Source organism: Actinomadura sp. RB99 (assembly GCF_014706005.1).
GTDB lineage: Bacteria > Actinomycetota > Actinomycetes > Streptosporangiales > Streptosporangiaceae > Spirillospora.
The window spans coordinates 153731-168950 of record NZ_JABMCA010000012.1; the positions used below are offsets into that span (position 1 = coordinate 153731).

The 15220-nt window shown below is 74.0% G+C and carries 15 protein-coding genes; 7 read left to right on the forward strand and 8 right to left on the reverse strand.

The window, feature by feature from the left end:
- Positions 1-849, forward strand: a complete 849-nt coding sequence (locus amrb99_RS14305) for a hypothetical protein (RefSeq protein WP_190856423.1) — start codon at positions 1-3, stop codon at positions 847-849.
- Here amrb99_RS14305 and amrb99_RS14310 read toward each other — a convergent pair whose 3' ends face one another.
- Complete coding sequence (locus tag amrb99_RS14310; protein WP_347256671.1) at positions 850-1656, reverse strand: lysophospholipase; 807 nt, start codon at positions 1654-1656, stop codon at positions 850-852. It lies immediately after the preceding gene.
- Positions 1657-1795: 139 nt separating this feature from the next.
- Between amrb99_RS14310 and moaA the strand changes: the two genes are divergently transcribed.
- Genes moaA through amrb99_RS14325 form a run of 3 tightly spaced genes read left to right on the forward strand, consistent with a single transcriptional unit; the run spans position 1796 to position 3800 of the window.
- Positions 1796-2785 (forward strand): GTP 3',8-cyclase MoaA, encoded by a 990-nt coding sequence (moaA, locus tag amrb99_RS14315; RefSeq protein ID WP_347256672.1) that lies wholly within the window; start codon positions 1796-1798, stop codon positions 2783-2785.
- Positions 2786-2834: 49 nt separating this feature from the next.
- Positions 2835-3422, forward strand: coding sequence for a molybdenum cofactor guanylyltransferase (locus tag amrb99_RS14320; RefSeq protein ID WP_347256673.1), 588 nt, complete (start codon positions 2835-2837; stop codon positions 3420-3422).
- A gap of 48 nt (positions 3423-3470) precedes the next feature.
- Positions 3471-3800 carry a DUF6457 domain-containing protein gene (locus amrb99_RS14325; RefSeq protein ID WP_190856425.1) on the forward strand — a complete coding sequence of 110 codons (330 nt, stop codon included), beginning with the start codon at positions 3471-3473 and terminating at the stop codon, positions 3798-3800.
- 28 nt (positions 3801-3828) lie between these two features.
- On the opposite strand, the gene amrb99_RS14330 is transcribed toward amrb99_RS14325, so the two are convergent.
- On the reverse strand, positions 3829-4056 hold the full coding sequence (locus amrb99_RS14330) for a hypothetical protein (protein ID WP_190856426.1): 228 nt from the start codon (positions 4054-4056) through the stop codon (positions 3829-3831).
- 77 nt (positions 4057-4133) lie between these two features.
- On the opposite strand from amrb99_RS14330, the gene amrb99_RS14335 reads away from it, so the two are divergent.
- Positions 4134-5612 (forward strand): MFS transporter, encoded by a 1479-nt coding sequence (locus amrb99_RS14335; protein ID WP_347256674.1) that lies wholly within the window; start codon positions 4134-4136, stop codon positions 5610-5612.
- On the opposite strand, the gene amrb99_RS14340 is transcribed toward amrb99_RS14335, so the two are convergent.
- From amrb99_RS14340 to amrb99_RS14355, 4 genes are all read right to left on the reverse strand, one after another.
- On the reverse strand, positions 5553-6869 hold the full coding sequence (locus amrb99_RS14340) for an NAD(P)/FAD-dependent oxidoreductase (protein ID WP_190856427.1): 1317 nt from the start codon (positions 6867-6869) through the stop codon (positions 5553-5555). The genes amrb99_RS14335 and amrb99_RS14340 overlap by 60 nt on opposite strands.
- Positions 6859-7674 carry a tryptophan 2,3-dioxygenase family protein gene (locus tag amrb99_RS14345; protein ID WP_206699937.1) on the reverse strand — a complete coding sequence of 272 codons (816 nt, stop codon included), beginning with the start codon at positions 7672-7674 and terminating at the stop codon, positions 6859-6861. Before amrb99_RS14345 ends, amrb99_RS14340 begins: the two co-directional genes overlap by 11 nt.
- Positions 7675-7810: 136 nt before the next feature.
- Entirely contained in the window at positions 7811-9082 is a 1272-nt protein-coding gene (locus amrb99_RS14350) for a hydroxyacid-oxoacid transhydrogenase (protein WP_190856458.1), read from the reverse strand.
- A 98-nt stretch (positions 9083-9180) separates the two neighbouring features.
- Entirely contained in the window at positions 9181-9717 is a 537-nt protein-coding gene (locus amrb99_RS14355) for a MarR family transcriptional regulator (RefSeq protein ID WP_347256675.1), read from the reverse strand.
- 53 nt (positions 9718-9770) lie between these two features.
- Between amrb99_RS14355 and icmF the strand changes: the two genes are divergently transcribed.
- Together icmF and amrb99_RS14365 are read left to right on the forward strand one after the other, a co-directional pair.
- Positions 9771-12989: a fused isobutyryl-CoA mutase/GTPase IcmF gene (gene icmF, locus amrb99_RS14360; protein ID WP_190856428.1), complete on the forward strand. Its 3219-nt coding sequence runs from the start codon at positions 9771-9773 to the stop codon at positions 12987-12989.
- 12 nt (positions 12990-13001) lie between these two features.
- Entirely contained in the window at positions 13002-13772 is a 771-nt protein-coding gene (locus tag amrb99_RS14365; protein WP_190856429.1) for a helical backbone metal receptor, read from the forward strand.
- A 19-nt stretch (positions 13773-13791) separates the two neighbouring features.
- Here amrb99_RS14365 and amrb99_RS50070 read toward each other — a convergent pair whose 3' ends face one another.
- Positions 13792-14409 carry a TetR/AcrR family transcriptional regulator gene (locus amrb99_RS50070; protein ID WP_206699938.1) on the reverse strand — a complete coding sequence of 206 codons (618 nt, stop codon included), beginning with the start codon at positions 14407-14409 and terminating at the stop codon, positions 13792-13794.
- A 25-nt stretch (positions 14410-14434) separates the two neighbouring features.
- A complete protein-coding gene (fabG, locus tag amrb99_RS14375; protein ID WP_190856430.1) occupies positions 14435-15190 on the reverse strand; it encodes a 3-oxoacyl-ACP reductase FabG in 756 nt (251 codons plus the stop codon).
- Positions 15191-15220 lie beyond the last annotated feature (30 nt).

Sequence of the window (15220 nt, forward strand, 5' to 3'; positions counted from 1 at the left end):
GTGACGGCGGTGCAGCGGCCGGCGAACGCGCGCGGCGCGCGCGACGGCATGAAGCTGCACCGCCGGACGCTCCGGCTCGGCGGGCGGGAGCACACGGTCATCGGGCTGCGGCCCGCCACCAAGGCGGGCTTCAGCACCAACCTGTTCCATGAGACCTGGCACGTGCTGTCCGACCAGCACGGCGCCCGCGTCCTCGCGCGGCTGCTGTGGGGGCTGGCCTACCAGTCGCGGCCCGGCACGCTGCTCGTGATCGACCGGCCGTTCCTCACGCCGACGCCGTTCGACGCGGACCCGGCGGACCCGATCGCCCTGGTCCCGGCCTGGCACACCCCCTTCACCGCCGCGACCGCCCGCGAGCTGGCGCGGCGCCTCCCGCTGCGGCGCCCGCCGGACGGCACCGTCCGGTGGCGGACGCACGGCCTCGACGCCGCTCTCGCCGACCCGCGCGGCTGGTTCCGCGAGCACCCGCCGCCCGGACCCGAGCGCGGACGGGTGAAGCGGACGCACGGGCTCGTCGCGCTCCTCCCGGCCCGTCCTGCCGAGGCGCGGGAGTGGGCGGTGCAGGCGGGATGGCTCGACGTCCGGAATCCCCACGGGATGGACTACGACCACCTCGGCGGGAAGTGCCGCTCCGCCGCCGGCGAGATCCAGGTCTTCCGCGACTTCCGGCGGCGGGTGAGCGTCGCCCGCCGCGCCCGCGCCGACGTGCTCGCGCGCCCGGACGTCCCCGCCGACCCGGCGGAGCTGCGGCCGCTCGTCTGGGACCGGCACGGCGAGATCACGTGGGCGGAGGACGAGGCGGCGCGCCGCCGGCGGGCGCGCCGCCGCCGCCCGCCGGGGCGCCGCTGATCAGCCCAGCACGCGGTCGATGAACGCGGTGACGTCGGCGAGCACCTCGTCGCGGTTCGTCTCGTTGAACACCTCGTGGCGCGCGCCGGGATAGATCCGCTGGGTCAGGTCGGCGCCCCGGATCGCCTCGATCCCGGCCTCGGTGCCGTCGAGCGGGACGAGCCGGTCGTCGGCGCCGTGGACGTGCAGGGTGGGGAGCGCGCCGAGCGAGCCGTGCTCGTTGATGGCGCGGAGGCAGGCGTTCAGGGCCCGGACGGTCGGCTTCTTGAACGGGCCGTGCCACACCAGCGGGTCCTCGGTGTAGGCCTTCCCGACGGCCGGGTCCCGCGACAGCGTCGCGGTGTCGATCGGCTCGTCGGGCATCTCGTCGAGGGGGAGCAGGTCGTCCACGACGAACCAGCGGCCCAGGACGGGACCCGACAGCACTAGCGCGACTAGCGCGTCGCCGTGGACCTGCGCGTAGCGGGCGGCGATGAGCCCGCCCATGGAGTGCCCGATCAGCACGACGGGCAGGCCGGGGTGGTCGCCGCGGGCCGCCTCGACGACGGTGTGCAGGTCGGCGACGACGTCCTCGAAGTCCTCGATGAGCACCCGGTCGCCCGCCGACCGGCCGTGCCCCATGTGGTCGGGCCCGCACACGGTCGCGCCGTGCCGGACCAGCGCGTCCGCGACGTGCTCGTAGCGTCCGAGGTGCTCGCCGTAGCCGTGCGCCAGGACCGCGACGTAACGGGGCTCGCCGTCCGACCAGATCCGTGCCGTGATCGCGCCCCGCGTGCCCGCGAACTCCCACTCCCGTGCCGCCGTCACCCGTACCTCCTCGTCCGAACCGGCCATGCCCGCAGCCCGTGATGCGGCGGATCGGCGATCGCCGCAATAGGCTGGACCGATCGACCGTAACCCGGACGGCCCGCCCACCGGGCCGTCCGCCCGGCAGGAAGGGGCGCCCGTGCTGGTCGACACCTTCGGTCGTACCGCGACGGACCTGCGGGTCTCGCTCACCGACCGGTGCAACCTCCGGTGCTCGTACTGCATGCCGCCCGAGGGCCTGGACTGGCTGCCCAAGCCGGAGCTGCTCACCGACGACGAGGTGGTGCGGCTCGTCGGCCTCGCGGTCGGCGAGCTGGGCGTCACCGAGGTCCGCTACACCGGCGGCGAGCCGCTGCTGCGGCGCGGGCTGCCGGACATCGTGCGGCGCACGGCCGCGCTGGAGCCGCGCCCGGAGATCTCCCTGACGACCAACGGGATCGGGCTCGCGCGGCTGGCGGGGCCGCTCGCCGCCGCCGGCCTCGACCGGGTGAACGTGTCGCTGGACACCCTCGACCCGGCGACCTTCAAGCGGCTCGCGCACCGCGACCGGTTCGCGGACGTCCTCGCCGGGCTGGAGGCGGCGCGCGCCGCGGGCCTCGAACCCGTCAAGATCAACGCGGTGCTGATGCGGGGGATCAACGACCACGAGGCCCCCGCGCTGCTGCGCTTCTGCCTGGAGAACGGCTACCGGCTGCGGTTCATCGAGCAGATGCCGCTGGACGCCCAGCACGGCTGGACCCGGCAGGACATGATCACCGCGGACGAGATCCTCGAGCGGCTGTCCGCGGAGTTCGACCTGGCGCCGGACGCCGGCCACGACCGCGGCAGCGCGCCCGCCGAGACGTTCGCGATCGGCGGCGGCCCCGAGACGGTCGGCGTCATCGGGTCGGTGACCCGGCCGTTCTGCGGCGCGTGCGACCGGGTCCGGCTGACCGCGGACGGCCAGGTCCGCAACTGCCTGTTCGCGACCGAGGAGTCCAACCTGCGCGACGCGATGCGGGCCGGCGCGGCCGACGAGGAGATCGCCGACCGCTGGCGGACGGCGGTGCGGGCCAAGCGGGCCGGGCACGGCATCGACGACCCGGCGTTCCTGCAGCCGGCCCGGCCGATGTCCGCCATCGGCGGCTGACCCCGTGCCCTCCGGCGCGGTGCCCGTCGGCGGGGTGCCCTCCGATCCGGTGCCCTCCGATCCGGCGTCCTTCGACGCGGTGCTGCTCGCGGGCGGCCGCGCCCGGCGGCTCGGCGGCGCCGACAAGCCCGCCGCGAAGGTCGGCGGCCGCGCCCTGATCGAGTGGGTCGCCGCCGCGGCGTCCGGCGCGTCCCGGACGATCGTCGTCGGGCCGCCGCGGGACGTGCTGCCGGGCGCCGTCCGGGTCCGCGAGGATCCGCCCGCCGCCGGGCCGGTGCCCGCGCTGAGGGCGGGCCTGGCCGAGGTGCGCGCGCCCTGGGTCGCGCTGCTCGCCGCCGACCTGCCGTTCCTGCGTCCCGGCCACATCGCCGCGCTTCTCCACGCGGCGGGGGAGCACGACGGGGCCGTGCTGGTGGACGGCGAGGGCCGCGAGCAGTGGCTCGCCGGATGCTGGCGCACCGCCCGCCTGCGCGACGCGCTCGCCGCCTACACCGGTGCCTCGCTGCGCGGCGTCCTCGGCCCGCTCGGCCCGGCGGAGGTCGCGCTCCCCGCCGGGGAGCGGCCCCCGTGGTACGACTGCGACACGCCCGAGGACCTCGCCCGCGCCGACGGCCTCGCCCGGCCGGACGTGCTTTGACCGTGCGAGAGTGGGCATCGTACGTCGACGCGTTGAAGGGGGACGCCCATGTCCGTACTGGAGGACTGGATGACCGCGGTCTGCGATGAACTCGGCCTGGAACGGGGCGACATCGACCGCGATCTCGTGCTCGACCTGGCCCGCGACGTCGCGCACGGGGTGGCGCGCCCGGGCGCGCCGCTCACCGCCTACCTCCTCGGCCTCGCGGTCGGCCGCGGCGCCCCCGCCCGGGACGCCGCCGCCCGGCTGACGGAGCTGGCCGAGGCCTGGGGCGCCGAACCCGCCGAACCCGCCGAGCCCTCCGCGGACGCCGGGGCGCCGGCGGGGCAGGGCGACGTGCCCGAGCAGGCCGGCGAACGCGTCCTCGACGAGGCCTAGGAGCCCCGCAGGCCGCCCGCTCCGGGCCTCAGGCGTCGCGGTCCTCGACCGGCACCACGTCCTTGAGGAAGTCGCGGCGGTCGAGGAACGCCGACAGGCTCTCGCGGTGCTCGTCGCAGGCGAGCCAGATCTTCCGCCGGTCCGGGGTGTGGATCTTCGGGTTGTTCCAGCGCAGCGCCCAGACCGCCGCGGCGCGGCAGCCCTTGGCGGAGCACTGCAGTTCGTCGGGGTCGGAGCCCGGTGGGGATGCGGTCACCACGCAACTGTGGCACAGCGGCCGGTGCGCCCGGTGCGCCGGGTTTGGTGCGGTGATCTTCGGAAAGGAGATCGCTCGTGCGGACGGAGGCCACGGCGGGGGCCGACCAGGAGGGCGGGGTGCAGCGTCCCTGGCGGGCGCTGTCGGTCTGCCTCGTCGCCGCGTTCATGACGCTGCTGGACGTCAGCATCGTCAACGTCGCGCTCCCGTCGATCAAGCAGGGGCTGCACGCCTCGGAGGCGGGCCTGCAGTGGATCCTGTCGGGGTACGCGCTGACCTTCGGGCTGGTGCTCGTCCCGGCCGGGCGGCTCGGCGACGCGCGCAGCCGCCGCGCGGTGTTCATGACGGGCCTGGCGCTGTTCACCGCGGCCAGCGCGCTGGCAGGCATCGCGCCGACCATGACGTGGCTCGTGCTGGCCCGCCTCCTCCAGGGTGTCGCGGGCGGCATCCTCAACCCGCAGGTCGCCGGCCTCATCCAGCAGCTGTTCCAGGGCGGCGACCGGGGCCGGGCGTTCGGCGCGCTCGGCGCGGTCATCGGGATCGCGACGGCCGCCGGGCCGCTGCTGGGCGGCGGCATCATCGCGCTCGCCGGTCACGCGGAGGGCTGGCGGTGGGTGTTCTACGTCAACATCCCGGTCGGCGTGGCGGCGCTGTTCCTGGCGTGGCGGCTGCTGCCGCCGCCGGTGCGCGGCGAGAAGCAGGGCCTCGATCCGCCCGGCGTGCTGCTGCTCGGCGCGGGCGTGGTGTGCGTGCTGCTCCCGCTCGTCCAGGAGCAGCAGTGGCACGGGAACCTCAAATGGCTGCTCGTCCTCGCGGGCGCGCTGCTGATCGCGGCGTTCGTCTGGTGGGAGCGGCGGGCAGGCGCGCCGATGGTGGACCTCGGGCTGTTCCGGCTCCGCTCGTACGCGCTGGGGTCGGCGATCGCGCTGCTGTACTTCGCGGGGTTCACCGCGATCTTCTTCATCTTCACGCTGTACCTGCAGAACGGCCTGTCCTACAGCGCGCTGGAAGCGGGCCTGGCCATCACCCCGTTCGCGGTCGGGTCGGGTGTGGCGGCGGCCGTCGGCGGGCGCATCGTGGCGAAGTACGGGCGCCCGCTCGTCGCCGCCGGCCTCGCGGTGGTGGCGGTGGGGCTGGCCGCCGCGTGGGTCGCGGTCGAGCTGGAGCCGGGACGGGGCGTGGGGATCGCGACCGCGCTGCCGCTGCTGTTCGCCGGCTGCGGCAGCGGCCTCGTCATCGCCCCGAACCAGACCATCACGCTGTCGGAGGTGCACTACACGCAGGGCGGCAGCGCCGCCGGCGTGCTGCAGACCGGGCAGCGGGTCGGCACCGCGATGGGGATCGCGGCGGTCGGGTCGGTGTTCTTCTCGGCCCTCGCGAGCACGCACGGCGACTGGCCCGGGGCGTTCCGCCGCGGCCTCATCGTCATCCTGGTGTTCGTCGTGCTGGCGCTGGTGGCGGCCGTCGCCGACCTGGCGGCCGGCCGCCGCGCCCGGTCAGCGGCGGTCGCGCAGCGCGAGGCGCAGGAGCACGGCCAGGCCCGCGAGGGCTGCTGACGCCGCGCCCGCCAGCGCCAGGTTCTGCCGCCGGATGCGGGCCGGGATCCGCGCGTACGGCATCGTCGAGAACGACACCAGCTCGTACCGCGAGACGTACCGGCCCGCGAGCCGCCGCTCCAGGGCGTGCGTCGCCGCCTGCTTCGCCCGATAGACGGGGGACGACACGCGGTCGCGCATCTCGATGAAGTTGTCCAGCGCCATCTCGGCGATCGCGTCGGTGTTGGGCTTGCGGCGCTCCTCGTAGAGCGCCAGCGCGCGCGCCCAGTCACCGCCGGTCTCCGTCAGGCACCGGTCGATCTCGATGCAGTCCTCGAACGCGCAGTTGGCGCCCTGCCCGAAGAACGGGACGATCGCGTGCGCGGCGTCGCCGAGCAGCGCGACGATCGCGCCGTCGCCCCGCCGCGTCCACGGCCGGCACCGGACGGTCACCAGCGACCCGACCGGGTTGCGCTCGTAGTCGTCCACCAGGTCGGGGATCAGGCCCGCGACGTCCGGGTAGTGCTCGGCGAAGTACGCCGTGACCTTCTCGGGGGAGTCCAGCGCCGCGAGGTCGGACTTGGGCCAGAACAGCGTGCAGGTGAACGAGCGGTCCAGGTTCGGCAGCGCGATCATCATCGAGGTGCCGCGCGGCCAGATGTGCAGCGCGTCCGGATCGAGCGCGAAGTCGCCGTCGCGCGGCGGGACGGTCAGCTCCTTGTACCCGTGCTCCAGGAAGTCGGCGTCCTCGTTCAGCCCGAGGGATCGGCGCACCGCGCTGTACGCGCCGTCCCCGGCGAGGACCACGTCCGCGGCCTCGGTGCCGCCGTCCTCGAACAGCAGCGCCCCGGCCTGGACGTCCACGCCGGTGACGCGCTGGGAGAAGCGCAGCGTCACGCCGGGCGTGGCCTCCGCGGTGTCCAGCAGCGATTCGTTGAGCTGGGCGCGGCTGATGGAGTTGATCGCGCGCCGGCCGTCAGCGCTGTAGGGCTGGAAGTTCTGCTCCCGGCCCAGCGGGTGCACCATCCGCCCGTGCATCGGCAGCGCCTGCTTCAGCGACCGGTCCCGCAGCCCCACCTGCTCAAGGGCGGCGAGCCCGCGCGCGGAGATCGCCAGGTTGATCGACCGGCCCCGCTCGGCGCCCGCGATCCGCGGGTCGGGCCGCCGCTCGTAGACCGTCACCTCGATGCCGCGGCGGCCGAGCAGCACCGCGAGCAGGCAGCCCGCGAGGCCCGCGCCGACGATCGCGACCCGCTCACCGCGCCGCTCAGCCGCCATGGGCGGGCTCCTCCCCGGCGGTGGGCTGCTCGGTCTGCGAGCGGACCTCCCACAGGTCGGGGAACGCGGGCGCGAACAGCGTCGAGCGCAGGTAGTCGGCCCCGGCGGAGCCGCCCGTGCCGATCTTGGCGCCGATGGTCCGCTCGACCATCTTCAGATGCCGGTACCGCCACTCCTGGACGCCCTCGTCGACGTCCACGAGCGCCTCGCACACCTCGGCGGCGGGCCCGTTCTCGTCGGCGTAGACCGCCAGCAGCACCTGCTGGACGGCCTCGTCCGGCTCCCACGGCAGGGACGTGTCGCGCTCCAGCGCCTCGCGGGGGACGGGGTGGCCCTGCACAGCGAGGTAGCGCAGCAGCGAGTCGAACATGGACGGCCGGGACACCGCGTCGCGCAGCCGCTCGTCGCCGCGCAGCACCGACGCCGGGAACTCGCGCCGGCCGAGGACGGCCTCGATCTCGCGGAACTGGTCGCTCTGGAACCCGCTGGAGGTGCCGAGCGCGTCCCGGAACGCGGCGAACTGCCGGGGCGTCATCGTCTCCAGCACGTCCAGCTGCCCGACCACCGTCTTGAGGATCTTGGCGATCCGGCGCGCGGTGTGCAGCGCGCCCGCGCTGCCGCCCGCCTCCAGCCGGCGCTGCAGCAGCGCGGACTCGTGCAGGATCTGCTTGAACCACAGCTCGTAGACCTGATGGATGATCACGAACAGCAGCTCGTCGTGCGCGTCGGTCTCGGGCTCCTGGCAGGACAGGAGCCGATCCAGCCGCAGGTAACCGCCGTACGTCATCGTCGGCGAATCCGCCATCACCGCCTCCTTGCGACACAACGGATGTGACCCGCAGCATATTGGATCGTTCCGCCCATTCGACCGCTGGGTGCGCACGCGACGTACATATCCGGCAATCCGCCCACGGGCGGCCGGGCGGCGCCTCCGGCGGGGCTCACCAGGAGCGGATCGACCGCCGGAAGATCCCCGCGATGTCGTCCTCGGTGACCGGGCGCGGCGACGCCACCAGCAACCGTTGCTGCCGCATCGTCCCCTCGACCAGGTCGGGGATGTCCGCCTCCCCGTAGCCCACGCCCGCGATCCCGTCCGGGATGCCGATGTCGCGCATCAGGCCGAGCAGCGCGCGCGGCAGGTACTCGGCCGGGTCGTCCGGGCGGTCCATCTCCGGGGCGAGCAGCTCGGCGGCGCGGACGTGGCGCTCCGGACGCGCCTGGAAGGTGAACCGGAACGCCTCGGGCGCGGTGAGCGACACCGACATCCCGTGCGGGACCATCGGCTCGCCGTCCGGGTACCCGTCCGGACGGAAGTCCCTGACCTGCCCGGCGATCGGATAGGCGTTGGCGTGCGGGATGTGCACGCCCGCGTTCCCGAACCCGAGCCCCGCGAACGTGGCGGCCAGCGCCATGTCGGCGCGGGCCCGGCGGTCCTCGCCGTCCCGGACGGCCGCGCGGAACGAATGCGCGATCAGGCCCAGCGCCCGCTCGGACCACATGTCCGACACTGGGTTCGCGCCGCAGTACGGGACGCGCTGCTCGGGCCGCTTGCGCTCGTACGCGTCGTACGGCTTGGCGGTGTAGCTCTCCAGCGCGTGGCACACGATGTCCATCCCGGACGACGCGGTCACCCCCGACGGCTGCGTCACCATCAGGTCGGGGTCGACGACGGCGAGCGTCGGGCGCATGCGCGGATGGCTGATGCCCGTCTTGACCCGCAGGTCCAGGACGTCCAGGACGCAGACGGTCGTGCTCTCGGCTCCGGTCCCGGTCGTGGTGGGGACGGCGACGAGCGGCAGCAGCGCCCGCTCCGGCGCCCGTCCCGCGCCGACCGGCGGGTTGAGGTACTCGGCGAGGTCGCCGTCGTTCGTGGTGAGCAGGTTGACCGCCTTGGCGGTGTCGATGCTCGACCCGCCGCCCACCGCGACGTACGCGTCGTACGGCCCCGTCTCCCGCGCGTGCTCGACCGCCTCGCGCATGCTCGCGTCCGTCGGCTCGACGCGGACGCGGTCGAACACCGCCGCCTCGATCCCGTACGCCTTCATCGCGTCGGCGACCCGCTGCGGCCCGCCGGTCGCGGCGACGCCCGGGTCGGTCACCACGAGGACCCGCCGCGCGCCGTACTGCGCGAGGTCGTGGCCGATCTCGTCGGACGCGCCCGTGCCGAACTTCAGCTGCGGCGCGCCGTAGGTGAAGACCGTCTCGTTCGCCATGCCCGCCCCCTCGATGCCGGTACCGCTGATCGTTCCCACCGTGTCACCGCCCGGACGGGCCGGGCAAGGCGGGGCCGGGGCGCCCCGGCGCGGACCGGCTACTCGTCGGGCAGCTCGCCCACCGAGACGCGGACGGCGCGCAGCGCCGCGGTGATCTCGGCGGCGCGCTCGGCGGGCAGCGCGGCGATGCCGAAGCCGGCCTCGTTGAGCGCGGCGGTGGCCTCCTCGGCGAGGTCGCGGCCCGCCGGGGTGATCGTGGCGAGCACGACGCGGCGGTCGTCGGGGGAGGGGGCGCGGCCGACGAGACCGCGCCGCTCCAGCCGCCCGATCACGTTGGTGACCGACGCCGGATGCACCATGAGACGAGTGCCCATCTTTCCCATGGGAAGGGTGCCCCTGCGGGTGAAGGCGAGGAGCCGGAGCGCCTCGTAGGCGGCGAAGGTGAGCCCGTGCGGCTTCAGCACCGCCTCGATCCGGCCGAGCAGCAGCTGCTGCGCCCGCATCACCGAGGTCACGGCCGCCATGTGGTCGGCGTGCTCGGGCCAGCGGGCGCTCCACTGCCGGTGGGCCTCGGAGATGGGGTCGGGGGTGTCGGGCACCGCCCCACCGTAAGGCGTCTTGACCTCGTCGCGCACGGAAACTATTTTAACTTCCAAATATTGGATGTCCAAAGGTTGAGGTGGGGGACGTGACCGGACCGCTCCACAAGCCGGTGCACCCGGTGCGCTTCGTGACGGCCGCCGCGCTGTTCGACGGGCACGACGCGGCGATCAACATCATGCGGCGGATCCTGCAGTCGCAGGGCGCCGAGGTGGTGCACCTGGGCCACGACCGGTCCGTCCGCGAGGTCGTCGACGCCGTGCTGGAGGAGGACGCGCAGGGCGTCGCCATCAGCTCCTACCAGGGCGGCCACGTCGAGTACTTCGAGTACCTGTCGCGCAGCCTCAAGGAGGCGGGCGCCGAGCAGGTGCGGGTGTTCGGCGGCGGTGGCGGCGTGATCGTGCACGAGGAGATCGCCCGGCTGGCGGACGCGGGCGTGCGGATCTTCTCCCCGGAGGACGGGCAGCGGCTCGGCCTGCCCGGCATGATCAACGAGCTGGTCCGGGACTGCGACGTCGACCTGGCGGACGAGCCCGTCCCGGCGGAAGCGGTCGTGGCGGGCGACCGGCGCGCCCTCGCCCGCACCATCACCTGCCTGCAGGCCGGGAAGCTGGCGGACGCCGACCGCGCCGCCCTCGCCGACGCGGCGTCCGGTCGGCGCGTCCCGGTGCTCGGCATCACCGGCACGGGCGGCTCCGGCAAGTCGTCGCTCACCGACGAGCTGGTCCGCCGGCTGCGCGTCGACCAGGGCGACCGGCTGCGCGTCGCGGTGCTGGCCGTCGACCCGACCCGGCGGCGCGGCGGCGGCGCCCTGCTCGGCGACCGCATCCGGATGAACTCCCTGGACGGTGACAAGGTCTTCTTCCGGTCGCTGGCCACCCGCGGCGCCCGCGAGCTACCCGAGGGCATCGAGGACGTCCTCACCGCGGTGAAGGCCGCGGGATACGACCTGATCATCCTGGAGACGCCGGGGATCGGGCAGGGCGACGCCGCGATCGTCCCGCTGGTGGACGTCTCGCTGTACGTGATGACGCCGGAGTTCGGCGCCGCGTCCCAGCTCGAGAAGATCGACATGCTCGACTTCGCCGACGTCGTGGCGATCAACAAGTTCGAGCGGCGCGGCGCCGAGGACGCCCGCCGCGACGTGTCCCGGCAGCTCGTCCGCAACCGGGAGGCGTTCGGGCAGCGCCCCGAGGACATGCCGGTGTTCGGCACCAGCGCCGCCACCTTCAACGACGACGGCGTCACCGCGCTCTACCAGCACCTCGGCGGCATGCTCGCCGAGCACGGCCTGACCCTGCGGGACGGCGCGCTGCCGCACGTCGACACCAGGGTGTCGACCGGCGCCGCCACGATCATCCCGCCGGGCCGCGTCCGGTACCTGTCCGACATCGCCGAGACCGTCCGCGGCTACCACGCCGACACGGCCGCGCAGGCCGAGGCGGTCCGGCGGGTGCAGCGCCTCGACGAGGTCCGCGCCGAGCTGACCGACGCGTCCGAGGTCGAGGGGCTGCTGGAGAAGGCCCGCCGCGACGTCGCCCCGGAGAACGCGGCGCTGATCGAGGGCTGGCCGGCCGTGGTCGAGTCCTACTCCGGCGACGAGCAGGTCGTGAGGATCCGCGACAAGGAGCTGCACACCAGGCTGACCCGCGAGTCGCTGTCGGGCAGCCGGATCCCGCGCGTCGCGCTGCCCCGCTACACCGACCACGGCGAGCTGCTGCGGTTCCTGCGCTCGGAGAACCTGCCCGGGAGGTTCCCGTTCACCGCCGGGGTGTTCCCGTTCAAGCGCGACAACGAGGACCCGGCGCGGATGTTCGCGGGGGAGGGCGACCCGTTCCGCACCAACCGCCGCTTCAAGCTGCTGTCGGAGGGCCAGCCCGCCACCCGGCTGTCCACCGCGTTCGACTCGGTCACCCTGTACGGCCGCGACCCCGACGAGCGTCCCGACGTGTACGGCAAGGTCGGCACGTCCGGCGTCTCGATCGCGACGCTCGACGACATGAAGGCGCTCTACGACGGGTTCGACCTAGCGTCGCCGACCACGTCGGTGTCGATGACGATCAACGGGCCGGCGCCGACGATCCTGGCGTTCTTCCTCAACACCGCGATCGACCAGGGCCTCGACCGGTTCCGCGAGGAGAACGGCCGCGAGCCGTCCGCCGAGGAGGCCGCCGGGATCCGGGCGCGGGTGCTGTCCACCGTGCGCGGCACCGTCCAGGCCGACATCCTCAAGGAGGACCAGGGCCAGAACACCTGCATCTTCTCCACCGAGTTCTCGCTGCGGATGATGGGCGACATCCAGGAGTGGTTCATCGCCAACAAGGTCCGCAACTTCTACTCGGTGTCCATCTCCGGCTACCACATCGCCGAGGCCGGCGCGAACCCCATCAGCCAGCTCGCGTTCACGCTCGCCAACGGGTTCACCTACGTCGAGTCGTACCTGGCGCGCGGCATGGACATCGACGACTTCGCGCCGAACCTGTCGTTCTTCTTCTCCAACGGCATGGACCCCGAGTACAACGTGCTCGGCCGCGTCGCCCGCCGCATCTGGGCCGTCGCCATGCGGGACCGCTACGGCGCCAACGAGCGCAGCCAGAAGCTGAAGTACCACGTGCAGACCTCGGGGCGCTCCCTGCACGCGCAGGAGATGCACTTCAACGACATCCGCACGACGCTCCAGGCGCTCATCGCCATCTACGACAACTGCAACAGCCTGCACACCAACGCCTACGACGAGGCCGTCACCACGCCCACGGCCGAGTCGGTCCGGCGCGCGCTCGCGATCCAACTCATCATCAACCGGGAGTGGGGTCTGGCGATGAACGAGAACCCGCTGCAGGGGTCGTTCATCATCGACGAGCTGACCGACCTGGTCGAGGAGGCCGTCCTCGCCGAGTTCGACCGGATCAGCGAGCGCGGCGGCGTCCTCGGCGCGATGGAGACCGGCTACCAGCGCGGCCGCATCCAGGACGAGTCGATGCTGTACGAGCAGCGCAAGCACGACGGGTCGCTGCCGATCGTCGGCGTCAACACCTTCCGCCTCCCCGACGCGGGCGACGGGACGCCGGACACGATCGAGCTGGCCCGCGCCACCGAGGACGAGAAGCGCTCACAGCTGGAGCGGGTCCGGTCCTACCAGGCCGCGCACCGCGGCGACGCGGAGACGGCCCTCGCCGAGCTCAAGGAGGCCGCGCGCTCGGGCGGGAACGTGTTCGCGGTGCTGATGGACGCGGCGCGGGTGTGCAGCCTCCAGCAGATCACCGACGCGTTCTTCGAGGTCGGCGGCCAGTACCGCCGCAACGTCTGAGCGTTGCTACGCATGGCCGCCCGCGACGACACCGGCGCGCCCGTTCCCGTTCCGGAGCGGGTGCGCCGCGTCGTGTCGATCGTGCCGTCGCTGACCGAGACGGTCGCCGTGACCGCCCCCGGCCTCCTCGCCGGTGCCACCGACTGGTGCACGCATCCCGAGGGCCTCGACGTCCCGCGGGTGCGCGGCACGAAGAACCCGGACCTGGAGCGCATCAGGGAGCTGCGGCCCGACGTCGTCCTCGGCAACACCGAGGAGAACCGCCCCGCCGACGTCGAGGCGCTGCGCGCCGCCGGCGTCGCGGTGTGGATGACCGAGATCCGCACCGTGGACGAGGCGCTGGCGTCGCTGCGGCGGATGCTCACCGCGGCGTGCCGCGTCCCCGTCCCGGACTGGCTGGACGAGGCGGCCCGCGTCTGGGCCGCCGTGACGCCCGGCGAACCGCGCGCCGCCGTCGTCCCGGTCTGGCGGCGCCCGTGGATGGTCGTCGGCCGCGACACCTTCACCGGCGACGTCCTGTCCCGCCTCGGGGTGGCCAACGTCTACGCCGGCCACCCCGAGCGGTACCCGAAGATCCCGCTGGACGAGCTGAACGCGTCCGGCGCCGACCTGGTCGTCCTGCCGGACGAGCCGTACCGCTTCACCGAGGACGACGGCCCCGAGTCGTTCCCCGGCATCGACGTCGCCCTGGTCGGCGGGCGGCACCTCACCTGGTACGGCCCGTCGCTGGTGCGGGCGCCCGCCGAGCTGCGGGAGCGGCTCGCAGCGGCCCGGACCTACTGACCGGCCCCACAGACCGGACCTACGGGGAGGGCTCCTCGCCGCCGGGCGGGCGCCGGGTGAACATCGCCTCCACGCAGCGCGCCATCCGCCCGTCCAGCTCCTCGGCCGGGACGTCGATCTCCCGCGCCAGGTGCTCGCGCAGCAGCGTGTACCCGTAGATCGTGGACGCGATCGCCGCCTGCACGGCCTCCACGTCGTCGATCGGCAGCTCGCCCCGGGCGGCCTCCGCGGCGAGGTCCTTGCGGCCCTCGCCGCGGTTGAGCAGCACCCGGGGCCGGTCGTCGCCGTCGAGCACCAGCAGCGTCGCCAGCAGCACCGGCTCCGGGTGGCGCAGGCTCGTCCAGAACAGCCGCGACAGCCGCTTGCGCAGCGGCAGCCCGGCGGCGCCCGCCGCGTCCTCGGCGTTGGGCCGGGACCGGTGGAACAGCGCCGAGCGCAGCAGCGCCCGCCGCGACCCGAAGTACTGGTAGACCAGCCCGCGGTTGACGCCGGCCTCGTCGGCGACCTGCCGCAGGTTGAGGCCCGCGAGGACGCCGCCGCGGCGCAGCAGCGCGATCGCCGCCGCCCGCAGCGACTCCTCGGTCGCCTCCCGGTCGCGGGTCCGCTCGTCCCGGCGCCCCGCCCGCGGGCCGGTCACCGCGGCCTCCCGAACGCTGGGCGGGTCACGCCTTGGGGCCGCCCGCCACGTAGATCACCTGGCCGGACACGAACGAGGCGTCCTCGCTCACCAGGAACGCCACGACGCCCGCGATGTCCTCGGGACGGCCTACTCGGCGGACGGGGATCTCCTTGGCGGCGGCGTTCTTGAAGTCCTCGAAGCCGACGCCGACCCGCTCGGCGGTCGCCGCGGTCATCTCCGTCTCGATGAAGCCGGGCGCGATCGCGTTCGCGGTCACGCCGAACTTGCCCAGCTCGATCGCCAGGGTCTTGGTGAAGCCCTGCAGGCCCGCCTTGGCCGCCGAGTAGTTCACCTGCCCGCGGTTGCCGAGCGCCGACGTCGACGACAGGTTGACGATCCGGCCCCAGCCGGCCTTGGTCATGTGCTCCTGCGCGGCGCGGCTCATCAGGAACGAGCCGCGCAGGTGCACCGACATGACCGAGTCCCAGTCGTCGTCGGACATCTTGAACAGCAGGTTGTCGCGGGTGATGCCGGCGTTGTTCACCAGCACCACCGGCGGGCCGAGCTCGGCGGCGATCCGCGCGACGGCGGCGGCGACCTGCGCGGAGTCGGCGACGTTCACGCCGACGGCGAGGGCCCTCCCGCCCGCCTTCTCGATGGTCTCCACGGTGCCCGCGCAGGCGGCCTCGTCGAGGTCGCAGACCGCGACGGCGAAGCCCTCGCGGGCGAGCCGGACCGCGGTGGCCGCGCCGATGCCGCGCGCCGACCCCGTGACGATGGCGACCCTGGTGTCGGTCATGTCGTTCTCCCTGCCCTCCGTCGAAGCCGG

Coding starts and splice junctions, on each gene's coding strand:
- amrb99_RS14325 (WP_190856425.1), top strand. CDS start 3,471: ATGTCCGTACTGGAGGACTGGATGACCGCGGTCTGCGATGAACTCGGC.
- amrb99_RS14340 (WP_190856427.1), bottom strand. CDS start 6,869: ATGGCGGCTGAGCGGCGCGGTGAGCGGGTCGCGATCGTCGGCGCGGGC.
- amrb99_RS14345 (WP_206699937.1), bottom strand. CDS start 7,674: ATGGCGGATTCGCCGACGATGACGTACGGCGGTTACCTGCGGCTGGAT.
- amrb99_RS14350 (WP_190856458.1), bottom strand. CDS start 9,082: ATGGCGAACGAGACGGTCTTCACCTACGGCGCGCCGCAGCTGAAGTTC.
- amrb99_RS14365 (WP_190856429.1), top strand. CDS start 13,002: ATGGCCGCCCGCGACGACACCGGCGCGCCCGTTCCCGTTCCGGAGCGG.
- fabG (WP_190856430.1), bottom strand. CDS start 15,190: ATGACCGACACCAGGGTCGCCATCGTCACGGGGTCGGCGCGCGGCATC.